Raw genomic sequence first — 24,866 nt, 5'->3', positions numbered from 1 at the left:
GAAGTGACGATTTTCTGTCACTTCCCTTTTTTATAAAGCTTTCTTATGCCATAGAATCGAAGGATCGATCCATGTCTCTATTCGATTACCAATACGCCTTCTTTTAATGCAAATGGATTTTGATCGTTGATGTGGTCATAGAACATCACACCGTTGATATGGTCGATTTCATGTTGAACGACGATCGATTCATAATTCTTCAAACGAATCTTGTGTTTTTCACCATTCATATCATAATAAGACACAGTGATTTTGGCGTGGCGAACGACATATCCTGGTACTTCTCGGTCAACAGATAAACAGCCTTCACCTTCCCCTAAACAAGCATCTTGAACAGAATGGCTCAAAATTTTAGGATTATACATAACAGTACTTAGAGAAGGTTCATCTACCTCTGGGTCTGCACTTGGTACGTGAACAGCAATGATTCTTTTAGAAATATCTAATTGAGGCGCAGCTAAGCCAACACCGCCTCGTAAATGCAATTCTTCAGCTTTGATTGGATCTTGGCTGTTTTTTAAGAACTCAAGCATCTCTTTTCCTAAAGAGATATCTTCTTCGCTTAATGGAAGAGAAACTTCTTCTGCCACTTCGCGTAAGGTCGGATTTCCTTCACGAATGATATCATCCATTGTAATCATGGAATATGTACCCCTTTCTTAAAAGACTATATTCAAGTCTATTTTCGCATTATAGTTTACCACAAAAATGGAAAAGTAGTAGTAAGATTGTTTGAAAACTACTTTTTCTTAATGATTAACCACTTGATTTCCAGCCCGGTTTCAGGTAAAGTATAGCTGTGTGCTCTAGGCGCACGGCCTGCCACTTGGTTAAGCGAATCACCAACGTTTTACTCAGTCGCAGGGGAATAATCGAAAGAGGTGAAAGAAATGGCAATTTCAAAAGAACGCAAGAATGAAATCATCAACGAATATGCTCGCCATGAAGGGGATACTGGTTCTCCAGAAGTACAAATCGCTGTATTAACTGAAGAAATCAACCACTTGAATGAACATGCACGCGTGCACAAAAAAGACCATCATTCATACCGCGGCCTAATGAAAAAAGTTGGTCACCGTCGTAACTTGTTAGCTTACTTACGTAAAACTGACGTTCAACGTTACCGCGAATTGATCAAACGTTTAGGTTTGCGTCGTTAATTTTAGTCAAAAAGAGTGGGATTCACATGAATCTCACTTTTTTTACTCGTATATCAATTAAGCAAAATTCCGTGATCAAGCTAGATGGACTCCTACTAACCAAATGAAAGCTGCTCAAAAAACGGCTTTCAGCAGTTTTCATTTGTTTAGTAGCGTCTTGCTTTCACGAGAAGGAAAAGGAGAAGTTATGTCAGAAAAACAAGTATTCAAAACGACATGGGGCGGCCGTCCCTTACAAATCGAAGTCGGTCAGCTAGCAAAACAAGCAAACGGAGCCGTTTTAGTCCGTTATGGAGATACAGTGGTCTTAAGTGCAGCTGTGGCCTCTAAAGAAGCAAAAGATACAGACTTTTTCCCATTAACGATCAATTATGAAGAAAAAATGTATGCAGCAGGGAAAATCCCTGGAGGTTTCATCAAACGAGAAGGTCGTCCAAGTACAGAAGCAACATTGACTGCTCGTTTGATCGACCGTCCGATTCGCCCGATGTTTGCGGAAGGCTTCCGTAATGAAGTCCAAGTAACGAACATCGTGATGAGTGTAGAAACTGACTGTTCACCAGCTATGGCAGCGATGTTAGGTTCTTCTTTAGCACTATCGATCTCAGATATTCCATTTGATGGTCCAATCGCAGGTGTAGAAGTTGGTCGTGTAAATGGTGAGTATGTCTTGAATCCAACGGTAGAGCAAGCAGAACAAACAGATATCGAATTGACTGTTGCTGGTACGAAACAAGCGATCAACATGGTTGAAAGTGGCGCGAAAGAAGTTTCAGAAGAAGACATGCTTGGTGCATTGCTGTTTGGTTTTGACGCTATCAAAGAATTAGTTGCTTTCCAAGAAGAAATCGTTCAAGCAGTAGGAAAAGAAAAAATGGAAGTCACTTTACTGCAAGTTGATGAAGTATTGAAAAAAGAAATCTTTGATGCTTCTTACGCTACAATGAAAGCAGCAGTAATGACCGAAGAAAAACTTGCTCGCGAAGAGAACATTGAGCAAGTGAAACTCGATATTCGTGAAGCTTACGCTGAGAAATTTGCAGGTCACGAAGATGAAGATCACTTATTGAAAGAAGTCAAACAAATCACGGAAGATCTGGAAAAAGATGTCGTACGTGAATTGATTACCATCGATAAAATCCGTCCTGACGGGCGTAAATTAGATGAAATCCGTCCATTGTCATCAGAAGTCAGCTTATTGCCACGTGTACATGGATCAGGATTGTTCACACGAGGACAAACACAAGCTTTATCTGCTTGTACACTCGCACCTTTAGGAGAACACCAAATCATTGATGGTTTAGGGGTTGAAGTCAGCAAACGATTCATCCACCACTACAATTTCCCTCAATTTTCTGTTGGTTCTACAGGACGTGCAGGATCTCCAGGACGTCGGGAAATCGGACATGGCGCATTAGGAGAACGAGCATTGGCACAAGTAATCCCTTCAGAAGAAGAATTTCCTTATACGATCCGCTTGGTAGCAGAAGTATTGGAATCAAATGGTTCTTCTTCCCAAGCAAGTATCTGTGCTGGCACGTTAGCATTGATGGATGCAGGGGTACCAATCAAAGCACCTGTTGCCGGTATTGCGATGGGACTTGTTTCTGATGGTGAGAACTATACGATCTTAACAGATATCCAAGGGCTGGAAGATCATCTTGGCGATATGGACTTTAAGGTTGCCGGTACAAAAGATGGTATCACTGCTTTGCAGATGGATATCAAGATCCAAGGAATCACAGAACAAATCCTAACTGAAGCATTGACTCAAGCAAAACAAGCACGTATGGAAATCTTAGAAGAATTGACTTCAACGATTGCTGCTCCACGTGAAGAATTAAGCCAATATGCACCAAAAATCGAAATGATCCAGATCGAACCTGCTAAAATCAAAGATGTCATCGGTAAAGGCGGAGACACGATCAATGGAATCATCGATGAAACGGGTGTAAAAATCGATATCGATCAAGATGGAAAAGTAAGTATTGCTTCTGCTGATGCAGAAATGATCAAAAAAGCCATCAAGATCATCGAAGATCTGACAAAAGAAGTCAAAGTCGGTGAAGTTTATCTAGGGAAAGTTGTCCGTATCGAAAAATTCGGTGCATTCGTCAACTTGATCAAAGGAAAAGATGGACTTGTCCATATTTCTCAATTGGCAAACGATCGTGTCAATAAAGTCGAAGATGTTGTTAAACTAGGTGATGAGATCCTTGTGAAAGTAACTGAAATCGATAAACAAGGACGCGTAAATCTGTCAAGAAAAGCAATGTTGAATGAAGATGGTTCAACGAAAAACGAAGCAAAATAATTTTAATTCTTATGAATATTGTGTCTTGTGATCAAGTAGTTGGCAGGAGAACAACAATTATTCGAAAAAAAGGGAGGTGACGATTTTTGTCATCTCTCTTTTTTCACAGAAGTTTCTTGGTGCATATTTTTGGAGTCCTTCTAAATAAAGCGTAAAATAAAAGTGAGATAAAGGGACGAAGGAGGGGAAGGCTATGCTGAACTTTTTATGGTCGTTGTTTATCGGCGGTGTGTTAGGTTTGATAGCTGGTGCCATTTTGGGAAAGGAAGTCCCAGGTGGTGTATCTGGAAATATCATTATCGGCTTTTTAGGTAGCTGGCTTGGCGAATTTTTACTAGGACCGCTTGGACCGGAACTTGGCGGTTTTTATTTGATCCCAGCATTATTGGGTGCAATTTTTTGCCTTGCTCTTTATTCATTTGTGGCAAGACGCATCAGGGAACGACCAAAGAAAGAATAATTTTATTCAAATAAGTTGACACTTCAGTGTGTTACTTGGATAATTAGAAGCAATTTAGGAAAGCGGGTGTCATGGATAAGAAGATCGTCTATCATTCAAGCTTACCTAAAGGATATCCATATAACAAGAAATGAGGGGAAAACGTGGCAACAACGCACAATACCAAAAAGATATCAATGGCTGGCCTGCTTGTAGCGATGGGAGTCGTCTACGGAGACATCGGGACAAGTCCGCTTTACGTGATGAAATCGATTGTTGAAGATAATGGCGGATTGACAGGAATCAATCCTGATTTTGTTATCGGTTCAGTCTCATTGATTTTTTGGACATTGACTCTACTGACAACGATCAAATATGTCGTGATTGCACTGAATGCAGATAACCATGGGGAAGGTGGAATTTTCTCACTCTACACACTTGTCCGAAAAGGTGGGAAATATTTGATCATTCCTGCAATGATCGGAGGAGCTGCCTTACTAGCAGATGGGGTATTGACCCCTGCTGTGACGGTAACGACTGCGATTGAAGGATTGCGGGGAATTCCGCAGTTTTTTGACCGGTTCGGTAATAACCAGAACGTGATCGTCATTATCACTTTAGTTATTATTTTTGTCTTATTCATGGTCCAACGCTTTGGGACAGATATTGTCGGGAAAGCATTCGGACCAATCATGTTCGCTTGGTTTACTTTTTTAGGAGTAATGGGGTTGCTGAATTTTAGCCAGGATTGGACAGTTATCCGTGCATTGAACCCTTATTACGCAATCCAGCTGCTTTTTAGTGCAGATAACAAATTAGGCTTGTTCATTCTTGGAAATATTTTCTTGGCTACGACAGGTGCAGAGGCGCTTTATTCCGATCTTGGACATGTCGGCAAACGAAATATTCGTTTGAGCTGGCCTTACGTCAAAATTTGTTTGGTCATCAATTATTTTGGGCAGGCTGCATGGTTATTGAATGTTTATCAAAACCCTGAAGCACAGCAAATCAAGAACCTGAATCCATTCTTCCAAATGATGCCTCAAAGTTGGATCGTGATTGGCGTTGCTTTTGCAACAGTTGCTGCGGTGATTGCTTCGCAAGCATTGATTACAGGCTCGTTTACGCTGGTTTCGGAAGCCATCAAGTTGAAACTGCTGCCTCGATTAAAGATCATGTATCCTGGGAACAGTATCGGGCAAATGTATATTCCAGCAGTCAATCTGATTCTATGGATCGCCTGTTCTCTAGTGGTCGTCACATTCCGAACTTCCCATCATATGGAAGCTGCTTATGGTCTGTCGATCACGGTGACCATGTTGATGACGACGGCACTGCTTTACTTTTATCTTATCCAAAATGGGCATTCTCGTTGGTTTGCATATTTAGTTACCTTTTTCTTTGGTGCAATAGAAGTCGTTTTCTTTATCTCAAGTGTCGTCAAATTCTTCCGTGGCGGTTTTGTAGCCGTTCTGATTGGTTTGATCATCTTAGTTGTGATGTTCATTTGGGAACAAGGAAACATCATCCGCGAATCGTCAACAGAGGATGTGTCTTTGAGGGATTATATCCCACAGCTTAAAGAATTACGTGATGATACTTCTTTACCAATCTATCAGACGAATGTGGTCTTCCTGGTTCCTGATATGGCTGAAGATAAAGTGGGACGACAGTTCATCTATTCGATTTTAGATAAGCGACCTAAAAGAGCACGAGTCTATTGGTTTGTTCATGTGGAAGTGACGGATGAGCCATATACGAAAGAATATCAAGTAGATATGATGGGCACCGACTTTATTGTCCAAGTGAATCTGTTCTTAGGTTTCAGGGTCCAACAGGAAATCAACGTATATGTTCGCCAAGTCATCCATGATTTGATGAAACAAGGCCGTTTGCCAAAACAGCCACAAAGATACTCTCTGACACCAGGACGGGAAGTTGGCGATTTCCAATTTGTCCTGATTGATGAAGTAGTCTCCAATGTGACAACTCTAGGAAAATGGCAGCGTCAAATCATGCAGGCAAAACTGGCAATCAAAAAAATCGCTACCTCGCCAGAAACATGGTTTGGGCTAGAGTACAGTGAAGTAAAACATGAAACTGTTCCGCTTATCATTGGAAATACTCGGAAAACATGGTTGAAAGAGCGATTGTGAAAGCAGCGCTTTGATCTGAATTCAGCTTTTGAATACCTTTTTTATCAGAGATCATGAAAAAGCTGTTTAGCAACAAGTAACGCAATGCTTTTGAGTAAGAAGGAGATGTGGCATTTTTCAGCCACATCTCTTTTTTTACTCCTCATATAAATACGCATTATTTTCAATCTTTTTGTAGAAAAAGGGTACAATAGAAAAAGAGAAAGGCGGGAGAATATGGTTATCAATTTCATTATTTTATTTTTGATGATCGCAATTACTTCATTTTTTGTAGCAAGTGAATTTGCTTTAGTGAAAATCAGACGATCAAAATTGGAACAACTAGAAAAGGAAAACGTGAAGAACGCCAAGCTAGCTCTTCATGTTACACACCATTTAGATAACTATTTATCAGCTAGTCAATTAGGAATTACGCTAACCGGTTTGATCATCGGGTGGGTCGGTGAAGGCTCTGTCGCGGCTCTACTGGAACCAGTGATCGGTAAACTACCTTTCAGTTCGGCTATCAGCAGTACAATCTCTGTGGCGCTAGGATTTATTTTAGTTACGTATATCGATGTGGTTATTGGCGAACTGCTTCCTAAGAGCTATAGTATCGTCAATACGGAGAAGGTCGTCTTGTTCGTAGTCAAACCGCTTCATTATTTTTATAAAGTTATGTTTCCTTTTATTTGGGTATTGAATCATTCGGCAGCGGGTCTAGGAAAGCTTTTAGGTGTGCGCCTCGTATCTGAAGGAGAAGAAACCTTGTCTCAAGAAGAGCTGACATTAGTCGCATTGAATTCTTATGAAAAAGGAGAGTTAACCAAAGAAGAATATCATTATTTGGAAAACGTGTTTGAATTTGATGATACCTTGGCAAAAGATATACAAGTAGACCGTACCTCTATGCAAGTATTCGAAGCTTCAGAAACAGTAAAAGAAGCGATAAAAGCTTCGATCGAGCAAGGGCATACTCGCTATCCAGTGATTTTAGAATCCAAAGACAATGTTCTAGGTTATGTTACCTTACCAGATTTGATCAAGCAATCTTATAAAGATGACCAACTGACAGTAGAACATTTGATTGAAGAGCCAATCGTAACAACTGAAACGATCCCTATAAAAAAATTATTGACGATCATGCGAAAAAAAGGAAAACATATTGCTATCTTAAAAGATGAATATGGAGGGACAAGCGGCTTAGTGACGATTGAAGATATTTTAGAAGAAATCGTCGGGGAAATCCGGGATGAGACAGATTTGGACGAAGCATTGATAGCGGAACAGTCAGATGGCTCTTATATCGTCTCCGGCAAACTAACATTAGATGATTTCCAACGTTATTTTCATGTAGAGATTCCAGAGTTTGAAGAAACGAATTTTACTACACTTGCGGGATTTGCTTCTAGCCGATATAAAGAAATAAACGCAGGAACGATCATTGAGATTGGCTCATTCCGTTTCACGGTATTAGAATACCAGCATGCACATATCGATTATTTCAAAGTAGAGACTATGGAAAGAAAAACAGAATAAAGAAAAAAGGCTGTGACATTTTTTGTCACAGCCTTTTGTTATCTAAAAAACCTGTTTTCAGTAAACGAAGAAGATATTTTCAATAAAAGTTTTCATTTTTAGCCGCACCGATTTCTTTTAATCAAGGTTACCTTGCTTCGGCATGTTCTAACGTGAAATGCTCCTCTTCACCCATGTGTTTCAATTGTTTCATCGAACGCATATAAGAGTAAAGCAACACAGCAACAGAACCGAACCAAGCTAGAGGAGAAGCTGCTGCGGCTCCTGGATACCCCCACATTCCTGTAAGAACGATAGCTGCAAAAGAACGCATAAGCAATTCCATCATACCGGCGATCGTAGGAATCTTGCTTTGTCCAAGACCTTGAAGCGTGTAGCGTAAAATGAACAGGACTGCTAAGATCCAGTAAAGAGACCCATTGATATTGAAGTAGGTTTGTGCTAATTCAAATACACGTGTTTCTGATGGGCTAACAAACAGTTGAACAAAGAAATGTCCAAAGAAAATGACGATAGCACCTGCTAAAAGACTAAATCCGACACTCATCAATAAAGTTTGTCGTACACCTTGCAAGATTCGGCCATATTCTTTTGCACCATAGTTTTGTGCAGTGAAAGTCGCCATTGCGATACCAAATGACATCATCGGTTGATTGGCAAATTGATCAATACGACCAGCAGCGGCTTGAGCAGCCACAACATCTGTCCCTAAGCTATTTAGTGCCGCTTGTAATACGATAGCACCGACAGCGATGATTGAAGACTGGAACGCCATTGGCAAAGCTGCATTTAGATGTACACGAAACTCTTCTTTATCAAAATTGAAATCTTTTTTGCGTAACTGTAACAAAGGCATCTTTTTCTTGATATACACAAGACACAGTACGCTAGAAGAAACTTGTGCGATTACGGTAGCAATAGCTGCACCTTCCACACCCATACCAAAATAGATAATAAAAATCAAATCAAGTACGACATTGATGATGACCGCAATGATCAGAAAGAATAATGGTGTGCGGCTGTCACCAAGTGCGCGAATGACATTAGAAAGCAAATTGAAACTGACGGATGCAAAGATCCCTAACAAAATAATTGAAATAAACGTTTGTGCTTGATCAATTATTTCAGGAGGAGTTTGCATCAACTGAAGCATCGGACGAATAAACAGGAGACTCAGGACAGTTAAAATCACAGTGACGACAAGACTAATAACAACACTAGCAGCAAAACTTTTCTTCAGACCCCGATAATCTTTTGCACCGTAACGTTGTGCAGTAATAATGGCTAAACCAGCTGTTAACCCTTGGGCAAAACCAATGATCAAAAATGTCAGGCTTCCAGTTGCACCAACCGCTGCCAGCGCATTTTTACCTAGTGTCTGACCCACGATGATCATATCGATCATATTATAAAACTGCTGAAAAACGTTTCCGATCAGTAAAGGAACAGTGAACAGCAAAATCAGTTTAGCGGGGCTTCCTTTTGTTAAATCGCGCATCTTTTAAACTCCTTATATCTTTAAAATTTAGTTAGTAGTATATAGCGTTTATCCTGAGAATACCAATTAGAAATCAATGATAATTGATGAAATTCCATAAAAAGAAGCCAAGAATTGAGTCAAAGAATCAACAACTTGGCCTGGTCTGTAAAATAAGGGACATCCACGTTTATCTATCACCTTAATATTGTCTGATCTCACTTGGTAAAAGGATCGTTTCTCTCGTACCGTCATCATAGGCGTATACTTGAGCAGGAAATTGGTTCGAATAGGCAAACGGCAAATCAATATCCATTTCCACATTGCTTCCTGCTTGAGAAAAATGCATCGTCACTTTTCCACGATTTTCAATCAAATCAAAGGTTAATATATTTTCTAATGGAATGACTCCCTTAAGATCTAGGTCAATAATAAACCATATACTGTCAATCAATTCATCTGGCAAACTTGATACTACACCAACTGAAGCGTAACGGTTGCGGCTGCTATCAAAACTTTCAAACATTTGGTTAACCTCCTTCGAATCAACGAATGTTTTTATTTTTATAATCAATCATAGGATAAACTAGAAATACTTACTTTAACGAGGGTTCATTCTAATAAAGAATCAGGAAAAATGCAACAATAATTGAATACTTTTTTTCAAAGTATAAATTTTTATAAAGGTACGATAAAAGTATGCGAGGGAAAGCTTGGTAAATCAGCGTTTTTCGTTTGCAAAGCTATTTACAAAAGTGGAAGCCCCATATGAAAATAAACGATTAGAAATAAAAAAGGCGTGTTAAAAGCTGCTGACCCGCCGCTTCTAACACCACCTGTTTGTTTCAGTATTATTCTTCTTTTGAACCGATTACTTCTGGTTCGCCGCCTTCACCTGTGCTTTCTTCTTCTTCACTTTGAGCGACTACAGCAGCAATTTGTTCTTCACTGTCGGTCACGAACTTGTAATCGTCGTTTTTTGGAAGATCGGCTACTGTAATAGAATCGCCTAATTCCAAGTTTGTCACGTCGACTTCAATTCGTTCAGGCAATTTGTCTGGTGTAGCAGATACGACTACTGTATACAAGTTTTGAGCTAACACTCCACCCGATTTAGCACCAACTGATTCGCCAACAAGAACGACTTCTGTTTCGACTTCTGTTTCTTCCGACATGTTGACAGATAGAAATTCTGCATGTTCGAAATGATTAGTAAAAGTGTTCGTTTGGATCTTATGAACCAATGTATTGACTTTTTGTCCGTCAATGTCCATCGTGATAACTGTGTTCGCTCCATGTTCACGCAACAATTTGCTTAGTGTCAAACCATCGAATGAGATAGGGGTACTTTCTACTTTATACCCATAAACAACAGCTGGAACTTTCCCTTCGTGACGAAGTTTATTTCTTAATGAACGGGGACGTACTTCTCTTTTACTTACTTCTAATGATACTGACATAACCAAAATTCCTCCTTAAAATGTGACTGTCTGCTTTGGTAACGGACAGATTTTATTTAAGTGAATTCTAAAGGCTAATCTCGTGCACATCATCGAAGGCAGGGCGCTTAAAAAAACGCAAAAGGAGAGATGTGCGCATCTCCCCTTAGAAAGTCAGGATTCAACTTTTCTCCACCAGGTCATTACGCTGTGTATGAGAAATCCAATTCACTTTACTCTTTAACCGTAACGCGAACTGCTAGTTAAGTCAAGGAATAACGCTGATGATTTATTTGCAAGCAAACATATTCAAGGTATAATTCTTATTAGTAATAAGAAAGGAAACGGTATGCGCTTAGATAAATTAATAGAAGAAAAATTAGAAACGACACGTAAGGAAATGAAGCGGCTGTTTGCTTTGAAGCAAGTGATGGTCGATGGCACAGTCGAATTTCGACAAAATCGAAATGTAGACAGTTTGCTGCATCGGATTGAAGTAGCAGGTGAACATTTAGAAACAAATGAGTCCTACTATCTTCTCAACAAGCCTAAAAAAGCTGTGACTGCTGTGTCAGATCCAGAAAAGACGACAGTAATCGATCTGATTGCAAGTGCCGATCGTTTTCAGCCGCTCTATCCGGTGGGAAGACTGGATAGAGATACAACAGGACTATTGCTGATTACTTCGAATGGCCAATTGGGATATGAAATGCTCCTTCCTGAAAAAAAGGTCTCAAAGACTTATCGAGCAGTGGTGAACGAAAGGGTGACATCAGCAGACGTAGCAGCATTTGAAAAAGGAATCGTATTCGCTGATGAGTACCAGTGCCAGCCGGCTAATCTAAAAATACTCAAAGCAGACAAGCACCAAAGTACTGTTTTATTGACGATCCAAGAAGGAAAATTCCATCAAGTCAAAAAGATGTTTTTAGCCCAAGGAAAGAAAGTGATCGCATTGAAGCGGTTAAGCATGGGACCATTGGAATTAGATGAACAGTTGGCAGTAGGCGAGTACCGATCGTTGACGCTAGCAGAGATGAAAAAGTTAAGTATTTATTTTAAATAGGAGATCAAAAAGATGAGATATAACACTTTATTGTTTGATGTTGACGATACATTGCTAGACTTTCAACAAACTGAAGCAAATGCTTTAAGTGCTTTGTTCGCAGAGCAAGGAATCACGTTGACACCAGAAATCAAAACGAGCTATAAGGCTTTGAATCATCATTTATGGCAGGAATTTGAAAAGGGCAGACTATCACGAGAAGAAGTAACAGGCAGTCGCTTTGGATTACTCTTCCAGCAATTTGGGAAAACAGTAGATAGTCGCCAAATGGAGAAACGCTATCGTCACTACTTGAACCAAGGACATGAACTTGTTCCGGGGAGTCTAGAACTTCTGAAAAAGGTCCATCCTCACGCCGAACTTTATATTGTAACGAACGGTGTGTCGCACACGCAATATCAGCGTTTAACAGATGCAGGAATGCTTGATTATTTTAAGGATATATTTGTCTCAGAAGCTGTCGGAGCGCAAAAGCCGATGAAAGAATTTTTTGATCATGTATTTTCCCGCATTCCTGATCTTGATAAAAAACAGACTGTGATCATTGGTGATTCACTGACTTCTGATATCAAAGGAGGGAACATGGCAGGGATCGATACGATTTGGTTCAATAAAAACAAATTGCCGGAAATCGAAGAGATCCAACCCACTTATCGAATCGATTCTTTAGAAGAACTTTACTCATTATTGGAAATTGAAAAGGATTAATTTTCAGAAAAATATAGCATTTTCGTGTTTTTTCGCTATAATAGATTAGAATGAAAAAACGGATACGAAAGAGGTTTTAGTCAATGACAAAAAGCAAGCCAATTATCATTGGTGTGACGGGTGGGTCAGGAAGCGGAAAGACAAGTGTCAGCCGTGCGATTTTCAACAACTTCCCGGACCATTCCATCATGATGCTTGAACAAGATTCTTATTATAAGGATCAGAGCCATTTGAGTTTTGAAGAACGATTGAACACAAATTACGATCACCCTTTTGCCTTTGATAATGATCTGCTGATTCAGCATGTAGGCGACTTACTGGACTATAAAGCCATTGAAAAACCCGTGTATGACTATGTAGCGCATACAAGAAGTCAGGCAACGATCATTCAGGAACCAAAAGAAGTGATCATTCTAGAAGGAATCCTGATCTTAGAAGATGAACGTCTGCGTGACTTGATGGATATCAAGGTATACGTAGATACAGACGATGATATTCGTATTATTCGTCGTATCAAACGGGATATGGAAGAACGGGGACGCACATTGGACTCCGTGATCGAGCAATATTTGACAGTTGTTAAACCGATGTATCATCAATTTATCGAACCAACGAAGCGCTATGCGGATATCATTGTTCCAGAAGGCGGAGAAAACCACGTTGCTATTGATTTGATTACAACAAAAGTGGCTAGTTTCTTAAACCATAAATAGTGCGCAGTGAAACAGTTGAACGGACTGCGACCGTTTGAAAAGCAAGGATCCTGCTTTTTGAACAGTCACCAGTCAACTGTTTTTTTATTTATAACAAGAGGTTGTGAAATCAGCGTCTTGACTTGAGTATTAGAGAGAAAAAACGGAAAAATAGCTACTTATATTTTACCGTTTTTTGAGCTAATACCGAAGGTCAGCTGATTGAGCACCGTGAATCAGAGGTTGTGAAAAAGCTGCCCTGCATCCAGTAATAAGAACAAATCAAACAAAAACAGCTTCTCGTGTTTTTCGTTTGGTTGGGTTTATTATCGCAGATGCAAGCTTTTGAACACCGTTTAACAAGAGGTTGTGACAGAAGTAGTCAGCTTCAATAAATAAGAAGGAATTTTCCGAAGAAGCTACTTTTGCATCACCCCCTAAGGAGGCAGTTTTAGCAAATGAAAAAAGATATGAGGAAGAAAGATGTCTAAAAAAGCATCAGTTTTACAAAAATGTCTTCAGATCATGCCAATCATCGGTCTGTTGTTTTTCTTTGTGTTGATTCTCTATGCTTATCATCATGGGATTTTTCGTTCAAGCACGTCTTTGCAAGCGTTTATCCAGGAATTCGGCAAGTATGCAGTGATAGTATTTGTTCTGCTGCAAGTGATTCAAGTGATCATTCCTATTTTGCCGGGAGGGATCTCTTCGGTAGCTGGCATGCTGATGTTTGGCAATGGATTTGGGCTTTTATATAGTTGTATTGGTCTAGTGATTGGAGAAGCAATCGGATTTCTGCTTGTCCGTTACTATGGCTTAGCCTTTGTCCAGCTTATTTTATCGCCAAAAAAGTATCAAAAATTTGATGAATTGCTGACAAGAAAAACGAAAGATATCAAAAAAGTATTAGTCGTTACCTTGCTGCTTCCCTTTGCGCCAGACGACTTGATCTGTCTAGTAGCTGGTTTGACGAAATTATCTTTTAGAGAGTTTATGCAGATCGTGATTTTCTTGAAGCCGTGGTCGGTAGGTGTGTACAGTATGATCATGCTCTTTTTATTCCATCAAGCGCAAGGTCATTTATAATGTAAAAAAGGACGTGGGTGTATGGAAAAAATAAAAGTAACAGAAAATGAACTGGATGAGCTGATGGCAGTCATTCAAGAAGTATGGCCGGAAGCTTTTGTACCAATTATTGGTCAAAAGCAAGTCGATTATATGCTGAAAACTTATCAGTCAAAAAAGCAGATCCAAAAAGAACTGGCAGAAGGCGTTTCTTATTTTTTATTAAAAAGTGAAGGGAAGACTGTCGGTTACACTGCTTATGAAGAGATAAAAGGTAAAATCTATTTAAGTAAATTATATTTGCTGAATAAAGCCCGTGGCCAAGGATTGACTTCTTCGGTTTTTCGCTGGTATGAAGAACTTGCTGCGCAAACAAAGGAAAAAGAGATTTTTTTACGAGTGAACCAGGGAAATCATCAAGCAATCGAGGTTTATAAGCATGAAGGGTTTGAGATTACAGAAGAACTTGTTTCAGATATCGGTCAAGGATTTCAAATGGTCGATTATAAAATGAAAAAAGCTCTCGCATAATCTTAGGAACTGTGTTAAAGTAACTTCATGCGACGGGTCGAGAAGGACTCTGGTTTACAGAGTTCCTAATTGATTTTGGAGGCACAGGATAATTGATTTCTATCTTTATCACCTGCCGGATGCAGGGGTGTCGGGCAAGACTTTTGTGGAGAAGGGCTTGTCTGCTTGAGTAATCAAGTACCGTAAAAATGCAGAAAGAAGCTTATGCTTCTTTCTGCATTTTTTTTACAAGAATATATTCTGTAAAATTGGTTTATTTCCCCTTTAATGCTAAAATCGAAGAGCAGATTAGTTATAAGACTGTTTAAGGGAGCCATTGTCATGTTCGAAAAACTCAAACGATTTGGGCGCAATTTTACGCAAACAACGCCCTTTATCTTAAGCAATACGGTTATTTTGATTCCTTATCTTTTATTTTTGGGAATAACAGATTCGCATAATTGGCTGACGATTTTACCATTTACGCTGTTTTATGCCTTTCGGATGACTGGGCTGTTTTTAGTCAATAGTCTACGATTTGGTCTAGATAGTTACACGTTGCTGATGATCGCTCTGCTGATAGGTGGTACTGGTTCATTACTTGGAATACTAGGCGTATTTTATTTTCCTTTGTTTTATTTTTCAAGTGTTCTTCTAGGGCTAAGTGCAGCATGGCTTGTACCTGCTAATATCACGGTCAATTTCCATGAGAAGACGCAAGGCTTTATCAATATGGATGGGAAAAAGTACTTATTTGCAGCTATCTGGCTATTTCTCCTGTACCAAGCAATCGGACTGCCTGCACCGACTCAGATTGCAGCAAGCTTTACGATTTATACACTTTTTTACGTCATGGCCTACCATACGGTCAGTCATTATCCGCGTTATGAACTGGATTTCAAAGATATTAAAAGAAATTTAGTGGCTACGCGGGAGCTTGTTTTATTTTTGGTGTTCTTTGGCTTATTGTTTCTTTTGAGAAATGCCCGATTGTTATTCGATGAAAGGCTTTTTGATCTTGCTGTTTATGGTTTCTTGGTGTTGTTCATTGTGTTCGTGTTCGTCTTAGGCCACCAGAAGAAGGAATGGAAGTTGCCAAGTTGGCTGAATCTGTTTACTTTTCTAAATGGAATGCTAGGGAATTTTCTTTTTTTGTTTAGCAGTTTTTATGTTGGCATACTGTACGGATTAGAGAAACTTCCGTTTTATATGTATTTTCCTTATGCTGCCGGTTTGATTGCAGCAAAAATAGTCGGACCATTGATTTTGAAACGTTTATCATGGTCTCCATTGGCTACGCAATTGCTTGGACTGAGTTCTTCTTTGCTGGTCCTCTTGATTCCGAATGGTTTTGCGATAGGTGTCTTTCTGCTTAGTTTCTGGCACGTAGTAACAGGCAGTTGGCTAAATAAGGAATACTATCAAACCGATGTAGCTATTCCAATGGATCGTCGGATTATTGCCAAATACACTACTCAAAATAAAGGAAGTGTGATCCACCAGTTTTTATTGATGACGCTTTTGTTTATTTTAGCAAAAGAAATGGGAGAGCCAATCCATCTACTACTGATCATGCTGAACCATGGAGCAGTGCCGACAGCGAGTACGCAACTGCTTATTTTAGCCAAATGGATCAATGTCGGTCTCTTAATGAGCGGATTGGTGACTGTATATCATTTATGGAAGAAGGCGAAAAAGAATGAGGCTATTCATTGATGGGGACGGTTCTCCAGTAAAAGAAGATGTCATAAAGTTAGGAGAATCCTATGATCTCGACGTGATTATCGTAACCAGTGTAGATCATTATACGACCAAAGAATACGCTAATCATGTCCAAATCGTTTACGTAGACCGTGGAGCTGATAGTGCAGATTATAAAATCGTCGGTATGGTTAAGAAGAATGACTTTTTGATCACGCAAGATTATGGTTTAGCTTCACTTGTATTGCCAAAGGGTGTGCGAGTGTTCCATCACTCTGGAAAAGAATTTGACGAAGCGAATATCGGCACGCTTCTCGAACAACGTTACCATAGTGGGAAATTAAGAAAAGCTGGTATAAGGACAAAGGGTCCAAAACCCTTTACGGAGAAAGATCATATGTCTTTTCGTCAAGCGTTGAAAAAGGCAATTGACCAAGGTTTACCAAGTACAGAAGATAATAGGTAACGAAGGTAGTTTACTTGTGCGCGAATACACCAAAAAGGAACAGGGAAACAGGATAAATGGATTCCTTGTTCCTTTTTTTGTTGTTCTTCGGTACTCGCTCAAAAAACGGTAAAATAGGAGGAGCAATTTTTATTTGGTCGTTTTTATTGCTTGAGACAGAACAGCTTTCTCCCAACTTTTTTCTACTTCTTCCTCTTCTTATACATTTGGATCAATGCATCGATTGCTAAAAAAATAATGACAAATGCTGCAATAGCATACGTAAATATCCCTAATAAGGAAACGACCTCTGCGTTTTCTACAGGTGCAGCTTGGACAAGCAGGGAAGATCCTACGATCAATGCAGCTAAAATCATACCGAAAACAAGCCGATTGATCATACTTTCGATCCTGCTCAATAATTTGTCTTGCTTTTTTAATTCCAAATTGACTTTTCCTTGTCCCGAAGTCCACATTTCTAATAGATGATGGAGCTGTTGTGGAATCTTAGGCGCAGCCTTCATTCCTTCTAATAGATCTAACCCACTTTGTTTCAATGTATCTTCTACATCCAGATGGGTGAGAAAGTAATGTTGGGCAAAAGGCGAAGCAACTTCCATGAGGGAAACTTCAGGGTCAAGGACACGGATCACCCCTTCTAATGTCCCGAATGCTTTCAGCAAAAGCGTGATATCACGGTCGAACTGCAGATTATTTTGATGACAGATCATCACGACTTGTGCGAATACTTCTTGCAAGTTGATTTCATCAATAGGGGAATCATAATATTGTTCAAGAAAACTTGTCAGTTCTTGGTGAAACCGACTTTCATCAAATAAGCCTTCCTGCTGACAAAGTCGAAGGACCGCTTTTTCGATTCGATAAGCATCTTTCGTATACAGCGCTAAAACGGCTTGTGTGAGCTTTTGCCTAAGACCTGCAGAAAGATGCCCCATCATGCCAAAATCAATGTAGTTGACCGTATATGGCGCAACAGGGTCTTCTATAGAAGTAGAAGCTCGAAAAGCAAAGGGACCGAACTCTTTTTCATGAACTGTTTCAGCTGTTCGGCGAGCTTGTGTCTGCTCTTCTTTTGTTAGCACATGGAACAGCAAATTCCCCGGATGAGGATCAGCATGGAAAAAACCATCATCAAACACCTGTTTCATAAAGTTCTCAACTAAAAGCTTTGCAACTTCTTGTTTCAGCTGCTTGTTTTGAATACCAGTGATAAAAGTTTCTGTTCCGTTTTCGGCATTCATCAAATGATTCAAGTTTTTACCAGACATTTCTTCCATCACGATCACTTTTTTCGAACAAAAAGCGTCATAAATTTTGGGGCTGCGGATCTCTTTCCAGCCATTGTTCTTTTGATAGAATTGTTCGCCATTTTGACTTTCTTTTAAGAAGTCCATTTCATTGATCAAGGAACGTTTTACTTCTTGGAGTACCCCTTTTAGATCAACTACGCTAGTTTCAGGAATGTATTTGATCAAAGGGATCGCACGCTCAAATAGTTGAAGATCAAGGCGGATCTCTTCGGCAATGTTAGGGTGTTGGATCTTAACAACTACCGCGTCACCGCTTTTCAGCTTGGCACGGTGAGCCTGTCCCATAGAAGCGGAGGCAAAAGGCGATTTGGAAAAATCATCGAATATATCTGATACTGAAAGAGAAAGTTCCGTTTCGATCGTCTTTTTGACCGTTGAAAATGTGTCGCTAGGTACACTGTCTTGTAATGTTTTGAATGTCTGAGTGAAGGCAGAGGAAAGCAAGTCCTCTCGAACAGAAAGCATCTGTCCTATCTTGATGAAAGTGGGGCCTAATTCTTCAAAGGCTTTTTTTACCTGTTCGGGATTTTTTTGCTGTACAAAGTTTGGCACTACATTGTAGTTGATGAACACTCGAATGATTTCTGCCAAGCGGCTGCGTGGATTTGTTTGCGCCATCATCATCCCTCCTTTTCTTTATCATAACTTTTTATAAAAAACGGGACAAATAATCTAGCTGACAAAAAATAAATGACGTTTGTTCTTTTAGAAACCAACTCGTTTTTTTATAAATAAGTTATTCGTTTATTTTTGTTTTGTGCTAAAATATGAGAGTAAATCACTGAACGATTTAGAATACAGGAGGACAATCTTTTGAAGATTACTTTACTATATGGCGGACGCAGCGCAGAGCATGAAGTGTCCATTCTTTCCGCATTTTCAGTTTTAAATGCCATTTATTATAATTATTACCAAGTTCAACTCGTATTTATTACAAAAGAAGGACAATGGGTCAAAGGTCCATTACTAACAGAAAAACCTGCTAGCAAAGATGTCTTGCATCTTTCATGGGACCCAAGTGGACAGACAGAGGAAGGCTTTACAGGAAAAGTGATCAATCCGGGCGAAATCAAAGAAGAAGGAGCCATCGTTTTTCCAGTTTTACATGGGCCAAACGGGGAAGATGGAACGATCCAAGGCTTCTTAGAGACATTGAATATGCCTTATGTCGGCGCAGGCGTATTGACCAGTGCATGTGCCATGGATAAAATCATGACCAAATATATTTTACAAGCTGCTGGTGTGCCACAAGTTCCTTATGTACCAGTACTTAAGAATCAATGGAAAGAAAATCCTAAGAAAGTATTTGATCAATGTGAAGGTTCTTTGCTTTATCCGATGTTTGTCAAACCGGCGAATATGGGTTCTAGTGTCGGCATTACAAAAGCAGAAAACCGCGAAGAATTGCAAAATGCTTTAGCAACAGCCTATCAGTATGATTCTCGAGCAATCGTTGAACAAGGAATTGAAGCGCGCGAAATCGAAGTTGCTGTATTAGGAAATGAAGATGTTCGGACGACTTTGCCTGGTGAAGTCGTAAAAGACGTAGCATTCTATGATTATGAAGCCAAATATATCAATAATAAAATCGAAATGCAGATTCCAGCCGAAGTGCCGGAAGAAGTTTATCAAAAAGCGCAAGAGTACGCGAAGTTAGCTTACACGATGTTAGGCGGAAGCGGATTGAGCCGGTGTGATTTCTTTTTGACAAATAAAAATGAATTATTCCTGAATGAATTAAACTCTATGCCAGGATTTACGGAGTTCAGTATGTACCCACTATTATGGGAAAATATGGGCTTGAAATACGGTGATTTGATTGAAGAACTGATTCAATTAGGAATGAATCGATACCATCAGCGTCAATCTTTTTTTGAAAAAAATGAATAAAGAGAAATAAAGAAGAAGCTGGAGTGATTGCGTAACCGCGTTCATTCTAGCTTCTAAATACGAATAGAGAAATTTACTTGGAAGTGAGAGTCATGCGAACCCGCCGTTTAGGCCAAACGCTTTTTTCACAACCTTTTTTAGGAGAGATCTCAATGAATCTAACAATACAAGAAATTGCACAAGCCGTGGGCAGCGAATGCTCTGCACTGACAAAGATTACCAATGTCGAATTTGACAGCCGGAAGATAACCGAAGGAAGTTTATTCGTTCCTCTTGCTGGTACGCGAGATGGACATGAATTTATCCAGCAAGCGATCACAAACGGCGCATCTGCTTCATTTTGGAGCTTGCCTGTTGAACAAGCACCAAAAGATTTTCCAGTTATCCCTGTAGCAGATCCTTTGAAAGCCATGCAGCAATTGGCAACCTATTACTTGGAAAAAGTAGGCGCAGAAGTCGTTGCAATTACAGGAAGCAATGGTAAAACCACCACGAAAGATCTAACCGCGTCTGTCTTGTCTGAAAAATACAAAACATATAAGACGCAAGGAAATTACAATAATAATATTGGTCTTCCTTACACGATTTTGCACATGCCCCAAGATACAGAAAAGATCGTTTTGGAAATGGGCATGGATCACGCCAATGAAATCACGGAACTTTCACTTATGGCTCAACCAAAAGCTGCAGCAATCACAATGATCGGTGAAGCGCACATAGAAAATCTTGGGTCGCGAGAAGGAATCGCTAAAGCCAAAATGGAAATCACTGACGGACTTGTACCAGACGGATTACTCGTTGTGCCCGCAGATGAACCGTTGCTGACACCTTTAACGGCAACATTAGTACAAACAGTCACAACATTCGGTATTGGAAATGGCGATGTTCATGCGGAAGTGACAGCAGAAGGAAAAGCACAAACCGATTTTGTAGTAGAAGGAGAAACATTTACGATCCCGCTGCCTGGAAGTTATAATGTAACGAATGCTTTGATTGCGTATACGATTGGGCGCTTCTTTGGACTGTCCATACCTGAGATACGCCAAGGGCTCGCTCATGTTTCTATCACTCAAAACAGAACTGAATGGCTAACGGCAGGAAATGGTGCAGCTATTTTGAGCGATGTCTACAATGCAAATCCAACAGCCATGGGACTGGTATTAGATACTTTTAAAAATCTGCCAACAAAAGGACGCAGAATCGCTGTGTTAGCAGATATGCTGGAATTAGGGAAAGATTCTTTAAGCATGCATGCGCAAATGAGTGAACATATCGATCCTGAGAAATTTGCCATGATTTTCTTGTACGGGGAACAAATGCATGCATTAAAAGAAGACTTGAATCAAAAATATCCGCAACTGCCTGTGTTCTATTTTGAAAAAGAAAAGAATAAATTGATTGAGGCTGTCAAACAAAATCTTGAATCCACAGACAGCATTATGCTGAAAGGCAGCAATAGCATGGGCTTATTCGAAGTAGTAGAACAGCTTCAGCAAATGAAATAAAAATCTGTAAACTTGCAGAAAATGAAAAGCTATGTTAGAATAACCTATTGCCGAAAGATGAAGAGAAATTGGACTGGTTTTGCCATGGAAGCAACTTGTCGAAACCAGATGTCATAATCATGATAAAGCTGAACGCGACCCGTTTGGCTTTTCTAATGCCTAAACTTCGCAAAGTGATTTTTCGGTGGTGCCACAGGGGCTAAGAATGGGTAAAAACGTGCGTGGCCACTGTCAAAAAGAAACAATACACTTTGACCGAACAAATCGACGGGGTAGCAAAAAAGCTACATCCTCAGTTAACAACCATATAGGAGGATTCATTTGAAATTTAAAGAACTAGAATTATCACCAGAATTGTTGAAATCAGTCGAACGCGCTGGTTTTGAAGAAGCAACACCTATCCAAGCAGAAACAATTCCGCTAGCATTAGCTGGAAAAGACGTTATTGGACAAGCACAGACAGGTACAGGGAAAACAGCTGCATTTGGATTACCAATGTTAGAAAAAATCGATCCAGATCGTCATGAGTTACAAGGACTGGTTATCGCACCAACACGTGAATTAGCTATCCAAACACAAGAAGAGCTATATCGTTTAGGGCGCGACAAAAAAGTGCGTGTGCAAGCCGTCTACGGTGGAGCAGATATTGGCCGTCAGATCCGTGGTTTGAAAGATCGTCCACATATCGTTGTGGGTACACCAGGACGTATGCTTGACCACATCAACCGCCACACGTTGAAACTTGGAACTGTTCAAACATTAGTCTTGGATGAAGCAGATGAAATGTTGAATATGGGCTTCTTGGAAGATATCGAAAAAATTATTTCCCAAGTTCCTGATCAAAGACAAACATTACTTTTCTCAGCAACAATGCCGCCAGCCATCAAGAACATCGGCGTTAAATTCATGAAAAGTCCACATCATGTGAAGATCAAAGCAAAAGAAATGACAGCTGACTTGATCGATCAATACTATGTCCGCGCAAAAGAATACGAAAAATTCGATATCATGACTCGCTTGTTTGATGTTCAAACACCAGAACTAACAATCGTCTTCGGACGTACAAAACGCCGTGTAGACGAATTGGCACGCGGATTAGAAGCACGCGGTTATCGCGCAGAAGGAATCCATGGTGATTTGTCTCAACAAAAACGGATGAGCGTATTGCGTTCATTCAAGAGCGGTCATTTAGATATCCTTGTAGCGACAGACGTTGCCGCACGTGGATTAGATATCTCTGGTGTCACTCATGTGTACAACTATGATATCCCTCAAGATCCAGAAAGCTACGTTCACCGTATCGGACGTACAGGCCGTGCCGGAAAAGGCGGTATGTCTGTGACTTTCGTTACACCAAATGAAATGGACTACTTGCATGTGATTGAAAACTTGACGAAAAAACGGATGACGACTTTACGTCCACCAACCGAAAAAGAAGCATTCAAAGGGCAATTAGGTGCTGCAGTTGAACAAATCGAAACAAAACTTGCAGAAAACGGTCTAGATAAATATCTGCAAACAGCAGATAAATTGTTAGAAGAATATTCTGCACAAGATTTGGTTGCATTACTGCTGAAAACGACAGCAAAAGATCCAGCTGATGCAGTACCAGTGAAGATCACACCAGAACGTCCATTGCCAATGCAGAAAAAAGGATACAACAAAAATGGCAAACGTGGCGGCGGAAACAACCGTAATCGTCGTGATGGCGGGAATTATCGTGGAAACAAATCAAAAGGCGGTTATAGCAAAAACAATAACAGCCAAAAAGATGGCGGTAAACGTCACAATGATAAAAAACGCGGATTTGTGATCCGTTCAAATAACGATTAAACCTAAAATGAAAGTTTCTCTGTTTTAAGAGAAACTTTCATTTTTGTTATTTGTGGACTTATTTGTGGCAAAATGGTTATAATTTGGTAGAATGAGAGTGTTCTAAATTTATTGAAAAGAGAAAAGCATATGATAAAAGGAATTGGGATCGATGCAGTCGAATTGTCTAGGATCACTCGGCTGATCGAAGAAAAACCAAAATTCATTGCACGAATCTTGACCTTTGATGAAATGAAACTGTTCCAGTCCTTGCCTTTTCATCGCCAAGTAGAATTTTTAGGCGGGCGTTACGCTTGTAAAGAAGCTTTCTCTAAAGCTTGGGGAACGGGGATCGGGAAAGTTACCTTTCAAGATATCGAGATTTTAAAAAATGAAAACGGTCAGCCCGTTGTTACGCGTTCACCTCATGAAGGCAATGTATGGGTCAGTATTACTCACACAAATGAAACAGCTTTTGCACAAATTATTTTGGAAGACTAGAAAGAAGGAAAAATGATGGTTGTCGCTTGGCACCGCCCAACGAAAGCAGTGATACATAAAAAAGCTATAACTGAAAATGTAGCAAATGAAGTGGCAAGACTTCCGCAAGGGAAAGAATTGTTTGCAGTAGTAAAAGCAAACGGATACGGTCATGGAGCTGTTGAGACAGCTGAAGCAGCAGTTGCTGGTGGAGCTTCGGGCTTTTGTGTTTCAAATTTAGATGAAGGAGTCGAGTTGAGAGAAGCTGGATTTACTCAGCCTATCCTTATCTTGAACATGGTTCCTTACGACGCACTGGCTTTAGCTGTTGCTCATGATTTGTCAGTAACTGCAGGTACACGGGAATGGTTGCAGGCAGCAGCTGCTATTTTAGAGGAAAGTAAGCTAGAGATGCCTCTTTCGATCCATTTAAAAGCAGATACTGGGATGGGACGTATCGGTTTTTATACACCCGAAGAAGTAAAAGAGGCAGCTGCATTCATCAGAGAAAGTCGTGTATTAGAATGGGAAGGATTATTTACCCATTTTTCTACAGCAGATCAAGCAGATGATACGTATTGGAATCTGCAAAAGGAACGCTTTATGGAAGTGCTAAAAAAACTTCCTGAACTTCCTCGATATGTACATGTCAGTAACAGTGCAACGGCTTTATGGCATGATGAAACAATCGGCAATATGATTCGTTATGGAGTAGCAATGTACGGACTGAACCCATCTGGACATGCACTTCCGGAAGTTTATCCGTTACAGCCAGCGCTTGAACTGGTTTCTGAATTGATCCAAGTCAAAAAACTCCCAGCAGGTGAAGGAATCGGCTACGGGGAAACATATATCACTCCTGAAGCAGAATGGATCGGAACGATACCGATCGGTTATGCAGATGGCTGGCTACGAAAGATGCAAGGTTTTTCTTTATTGGTAGAAGGAAACTATTGTGAAACGATTGGACGTGTATGTATGGATCAACTGATGATCCGATTGCCTCAAGAATTTCCGGTCGGAACAAAAGTGACACTTATCGGCAAAAATGCAGACAAAGAAATCACTATGCAAGATGTAGCAGATCAATTAGGTACGATCCACTATGAAGTGGCATGCGGATTAGGACAGCGGATACCAAGAGAATATCAAGAATAA

Annotated in this window: 22 protein-coding genes; 17 read left to right on the top strand and 5 right to left on the bottom strand. The window is 40.0% G+C overall.

What is annotated here, in order from left to right:
* Nucleotides 1-77 precede the first annotated feature (77 nt).
* The gene (gene def, locus A5816_RS10075) at nucleotides 78-641 is read right to left on the bottom strand and encodes a peptide deformylase (RefSeq protein ID WP_002293455.1); all 564 of its coding nucleotides are present in this window, start codon (nucleotides 639-641) and stop codon (nucleotides 78-80) included.
* Between the two features lie 249 nt (nucleotides 642-890).
* Here def and rpsO point away from each other — a divergent pair, with 249 nt between their 5' ends.
* From rpsO to A5816_RS10050, 5 genes are all read left to right on the top strand, one after another.
* Nucleotides 891-1,160 (top strand): 30S ribosomal protein S15, encoded by a 270-nt coding sequence (gene rpsO, locus A5816_RS10070; RefSeq protein WP_002289282.1) that lies wholly within the window; start codon nucleotides 891-893, stop codon nucleotides 1,158-1,160.
* A 187-nt stretch (nucleotides 1,161-1,347) separates the two neighbouring features.
* Entirely contained in the window at nucleotides 1,348-3,474 is a 2,127-nt protein-coding gene (gene pnp, locus A5816_RS10065) for a polyribonucleotide nucleotidyltransferase (protein WP_002309766.1), read from the top strand.
* 193 nt (nucleotides 3,475-3,667) lie between these two features.
* Nucleotides 3,668-3,934 (top strand): GlsB/YeaQ/YmgE family stress response membrane protein, encoded by a 267-nt coding sequence (locus tag A5816_RS10060; protein ID WP_002293441.1) that lies wholly within the window; start codon nucleotides 3,668-3,670, stop codon nucleotides 3,932-3,934.
* A 143-nt stretch (nucleotides 3,935-4,077) separates the two neighbouring features.
* Nucleotides 4,078-6,069, top strand: coding sequence for a KUP/HAK/KT family potassium transporter (locus A5816_RS10055; RefSeq protein ID WP_002315557.1), 1,992 nt, complete (start codon nucleotides 4,078-4,080; stop codon nucleotides 6,067-6,069).
* Between the two features lie 216 nt (nucleotides 6,070-6,285).
* Complete coding sequence (locus A5816_RS10050; RefSeq protein ID WP_038398355.1) at nucleotides 6,286-7,587, top strand: hemolysin family protein; 1,302 nt, start codon at nucleotides 6,286-6,288, stop codon at nucleotides 7,585-7,587.
* A gap of 127 nt (nucleotides 7,588-7,714) precedes the next feature.
* Here A5816_RS10050 and A5816_RS10045 read toward each other — a convergent pair whose 3' ends face one another.
* The 3 genes from A5816_RS10045 to A5816_RS10035 form a co-directional block, all read right to left on the bottom strand.
* Complete coding sequence (locus A5816_RS10045) at nucleotides 7,715-9,085, bottom strand: MATE family efflux transporter (protein WP_086311274.1); 1,371 nt, start codon at nucleotides 9,083-9,085, stop codon at nucleotides 7,715-7,717.
* A 181-nt stretch (nucleotides 9,086-9,266) separates the two neighbouring features.
* Nucleotides 9,267-9,590, bottom strand: coding sequence for a DUF960 domain-containing protein (locus A5816_RS10040; protein ID WP_002289744.1), 324 nt, complete (start codon nucleotides 9,588-9,590; stop codon nucleotides 9,267-9,269).
* A gap of 325 nt (nucleotides 9,591-9,915) precedes the next feature.
* Nucleotides 9,916-10,524 (bottom strand): 50S ribosomal protein L25/general stress protein Ctc, encoded by a 609-nt coding sequence (locus A5816_RS10035; protein WP_002374201.1) that lies wholly within the window; start codon nucleotides 10,522-10,524, stop codon nucleotides 9,916-9,918.
* 328 nt (nucleotides 10,525-10,852) lie between these two features.
* Here A5816_RS10035 and A5816_RS10030 point away from each other — a divergent pair, with 328 nt between their 5' ends.
* From A5816_RS10030 to A5816_RS10000, 7 genes are all read left to right on the top strand, one after another.
* A complete protein-coding gene (locus A5816_RS10030) occupies nucleotides 10,853-11,569 on the top strand; it encodes a 16S rRNA pseudouridine(516) synthase (protein WP_086311273.1) in 717 nt (238 codons plus the stop codon).
* A 12-nt stretch (nucleotides 11,570-11,581) separates the two neighbouring features.
* The gene (locus A5816_RS10025; RefSeq protein ID WP_086311272.1) at nucleotides 11,582-12,277 is read left to right on the top strand and encodes a YjjG family noncanonical pyrimidine nucleotidase; all 696 of its coding nucleotides are present in this window, start codon (nucleotides 11,582-11,584) and stop codon (nucleotides 12,275-12,277) included.
* A gap of 83 nt (nucleotides 12,278-12,360) precedes the next feature.
* Nucleotides 12,361-12,990: a uridine kinase gene (gene udk / locus A5816_RS10020; protein ID WP_002374207.1), complete on the top strand. Its 630-nt coding sequence runs from the start codon at nucleotides 12,361-12,363 to the stop codon at nucleotides 12,988-12,990.
* Nucleotides 12,991-13,452: 462 nt separating this feature from the next.
* Nucleotides 13,453-14,055 (top strand): TVP38/TMEM64 family protein, encoded by a 603-nt coding sequence (locus tag A5816_RS10015; protein WP_086311270.1) that lies wholly within the window; start codon nucleotides 13,453-13,455, stop codon nucleotides 14,053-14,055.
* A 21-nt stretch (nucleotides 14,056-14,076) separates the two neighbouring features.
* A complete protein-coding gene (locus tag A5816_RS10010) occupies nucleotides 14,077-14,565 on the top strand; it encodes an N-acetyltransferase (protein ID WP_002293430.1) in 489 nt (162 codons plus the stop codon).
* A 321-nt stretch (nucleotides 14,566-14,886) separates the two neighbouring features.
* Nucleotides 14,887-16,260, top strand: coding sequence for a hypothetical protein (locus A5816_RS10005; protein ID WP_086311269.1), 1,374 nt, complete (start codon nucleotides 14,887-14,889; stop codon nucleotides 16,258-16,260).
* Nucleotides 16,244-16,711: a YaiI/YqxD family protein gene (locus A5816_RS10000; protein WP_086311267.1), complete on the top strand. Its 468-nt coding sequence runs from the start codon at nucleotides 16,244-16,246 to the stop codon at nucleotides 16,709-16,711. Before A5816_RS10005 ends, A5816_RS10000 begins: the two co-directional genes overlap by 17 nt.
* A 182-nt stretch (nucleotides 16,712-16,893) precedes the next feature.
* Here A5816_RS10000 and A5816_RS09995 read toward each other — a convergent pair whose 3' ends face one another.
* The gene (locus A5816_RS09995) at nucleotides 16,894-18,639 is read right to left on the bottom strand and encodes an AarF/ABC1/UbiB kinase family protein (RefSeq protein ID WP_086311265.1); all 1,746 of its coding nucleotides are present in this window, start codon (nucleotides 18,637-18,639) and stop codon (nucleotides 16,894-16,896) included.
* 195 nt (nucleotides 18,640-18,834) lie between these two features.
* Here A5816_RS09995 and A5816_RS09990 point away from each other — a divergent pair, with 195 nt between their 5' ends.
* The 5 genes from A5816_RS09990 (at nucleotide 18,835) to alr (ending at nucleotide 24,866) form a co-directional block, all read left to right on the top strand.
* Entirely contained in the window at nucleotides 18,835-19,911 is a 1,077-nt protein-coding gene (locus A5816_RS09990) for a D-alanine--D-alanine ligase (protein WP_002293424.1), read from the top strand.
* Nucleotides 19,912-20,063: 152 nt separating this feature from the next.
* Nucleotides 20,064-21,416, top strand: coding sequence for a UDP-N-acetylmuramoyl-tripeptide--D-alanyl-D-alanine ligase (gene murF / locus A5816_RS09985; protein WP_010731771.1), 1,353 nt, complete (start codon nucleotides 20,064-20,066; stop codon nucleotides 21,414-21,416).
* Between the two features lie 321 nt (nucleotides 21,417-21,737).
* Nucleotides 21,738-23,249, top strand: a complete 1,512-nt coding sequence (locus A5816_RS09980; protein ID WP_179189712.1) for a DEAD/DEAH box helicase — start codon at nucleotides 21,738-21,740, stop codon at nucleotides 23,247-23,249.
* Nucleotides 23,250-23,378: 129 nt separating this feature from the next.
* Entirely contained in the window at nucleotides 23,379-23,729 is a 351-nt protein-coding gene (gene acpS / locus A5816_RS09975) for a holo-ACP synthase (protein WP_086311263.1), read from the top strand.
* 15 nt (nucleotides 23,730-23,744) lie between these two features.
* Entirely contained in the window at nucleotides 23,745-24,866 is a 1,122-nt protein-coding gene (gene alr, locus A5816_RS09970; protein WP_024635695.1) for an alanine racemase, read from the top strand.

The organism is Enterococcus sp. 3G1_DIV0629 (genome assembly GCF_002141285.1).
In the GTDB taxonomy this organism is placed as follows: Bacteria; Bacillota; Bacilli; order Lactobacillales; family Enterococcaceae; genus Enterococcus_B; species Enterococcus_B lactis.
Note: the sequence above shows the minus strand (reverse complement) of the source record. Positions and strands in the feature narration are given on the sequence as shown.

Bases quoted from the DNA above. Each gene is read 5' to 3' on its own strand.
- def (WP_002293455.1), bottom strand. From the start codon at position 641: ATGATTACAATGGATGATATCATTCGTGAAGGAAATCCGACCTTACGC.
- rpsO (WP_002289282.1), top strand. From the start codon at position 891: ATGGCAATTTCAAAAGAACGCAAGAATGAAATCATCAACGAATATGCT.
- pnp (WP_002309766.1), top strand. From the start codon at position 1,348: ATGTCAGAAAAACAAGTATTCAAAACGACATGGGGCGGCCGTCCCTTA.
- A5816_RS10060 (WP_002293441.1), top strand. From the start codon at position 3,668: ATGCTGAACTTTTTATGGTCGTTGTTTATCGGCGGTGTGTTAGGTTTG.
- A5816_RS10050 (WP_038398355.1), top strand. From the start codon at position 6,286: ATGGTTATCAATTTCATTATTTTATTTTTGATGATCGCAATTACTTCA.
- A5816_RS10045 (WP_086311274.1), bottom strand. From the start codon at position 9,085: ATGCGCGATTTAACAAAAGGAAGCCCCGCTAAACTGATTTTGCTGTTC.
- A5816_RS10040 (WP_002289744.1), bottom strand. From the start codon at position 9,590: ATGTTTGAAAGTTTTGATAGCAGCCGCAACCGTTACGCTTCAGTTGGT.
- A5816_RS10035 (WP_002374201.1), bottom strand. From the start codon at position 10,524: ATGTCAGTATCATTAGAAGTAAGTAAAAGAGAAGTACGTCCCCGTTCA.
- A5816_RS10030 (WP_086311273.1), top strand. From the start codon at position 10,853: ATGCGCTTAGATAAATTAATAGAAGAAAAATTAGAAACGACACGTAAG.
- A5816_RS10025 (WP_086311272.1), top strand. From the start codon at position 11,582: ATGAGATATAACACTTTATTGTTTGATGTTGACGATACATTGCTAGAC.
- udk (WP_002374207.1), top strand. From the start codon at position 12,361: ATGACAAAAAGCAAGCCAATTATCATTGGTGTGACGGGTGGGTCAGGA.
- A5816_RS10015 (WP_086311270.1), top strand. From the start codon at position 13,453: ATGTCTAAAAAAGCATCAGTTTTACAAAAATGTCTTCAGATCATGCCA.
- A5816_RS10010 (WP_002293430.1), top strand. From the start codon at position 14,077: ATGGAAAAAATAAAAGTAACAGAAAATGAACTGGATGAGCTGATGGCA.
- A5816_RS10005 (WP_086311269.1), top strand. From the start codon at position 14,887: ATGTTCGAAAAACTCAAACGATTTGGGCGCAATTTTACGCAAACAACG.
- A5816_RS10000 (WP_086311267.1), top strand. From the start codon at position 16,244: ATGAGGCTATTCATTGATGGGGACGGTTCTCCAGTAAAAGAAGATGTC.
- A5816_RS09995 (WP_086311265.1), bottom strand. From the start codon at position 18,639: ATGGCGCAAACAAATCCACGCAGCCGCTTGGCAGAAATCATTCGAGTG.
- murF (WP_010731771.1), top strand. From the start codon at position 20,064: ATGAATCTAACAATACAAGAAATTGCACAAGCCGTGGGCAGCGAATGC.
- acpS (WP_086311263.1), top strand. From the start codon at position 23,379: ATGATAAAAGGAATTGGGATCGATGCAGTCGAATTGTCTAGGATCACT.
- alr (WP_024635695.1), top strand. From the start codon at position 23,745: ATGGTTGTCGCTTGGCACCGCCCAACGAAAGCAGTGATACATAAAAAA.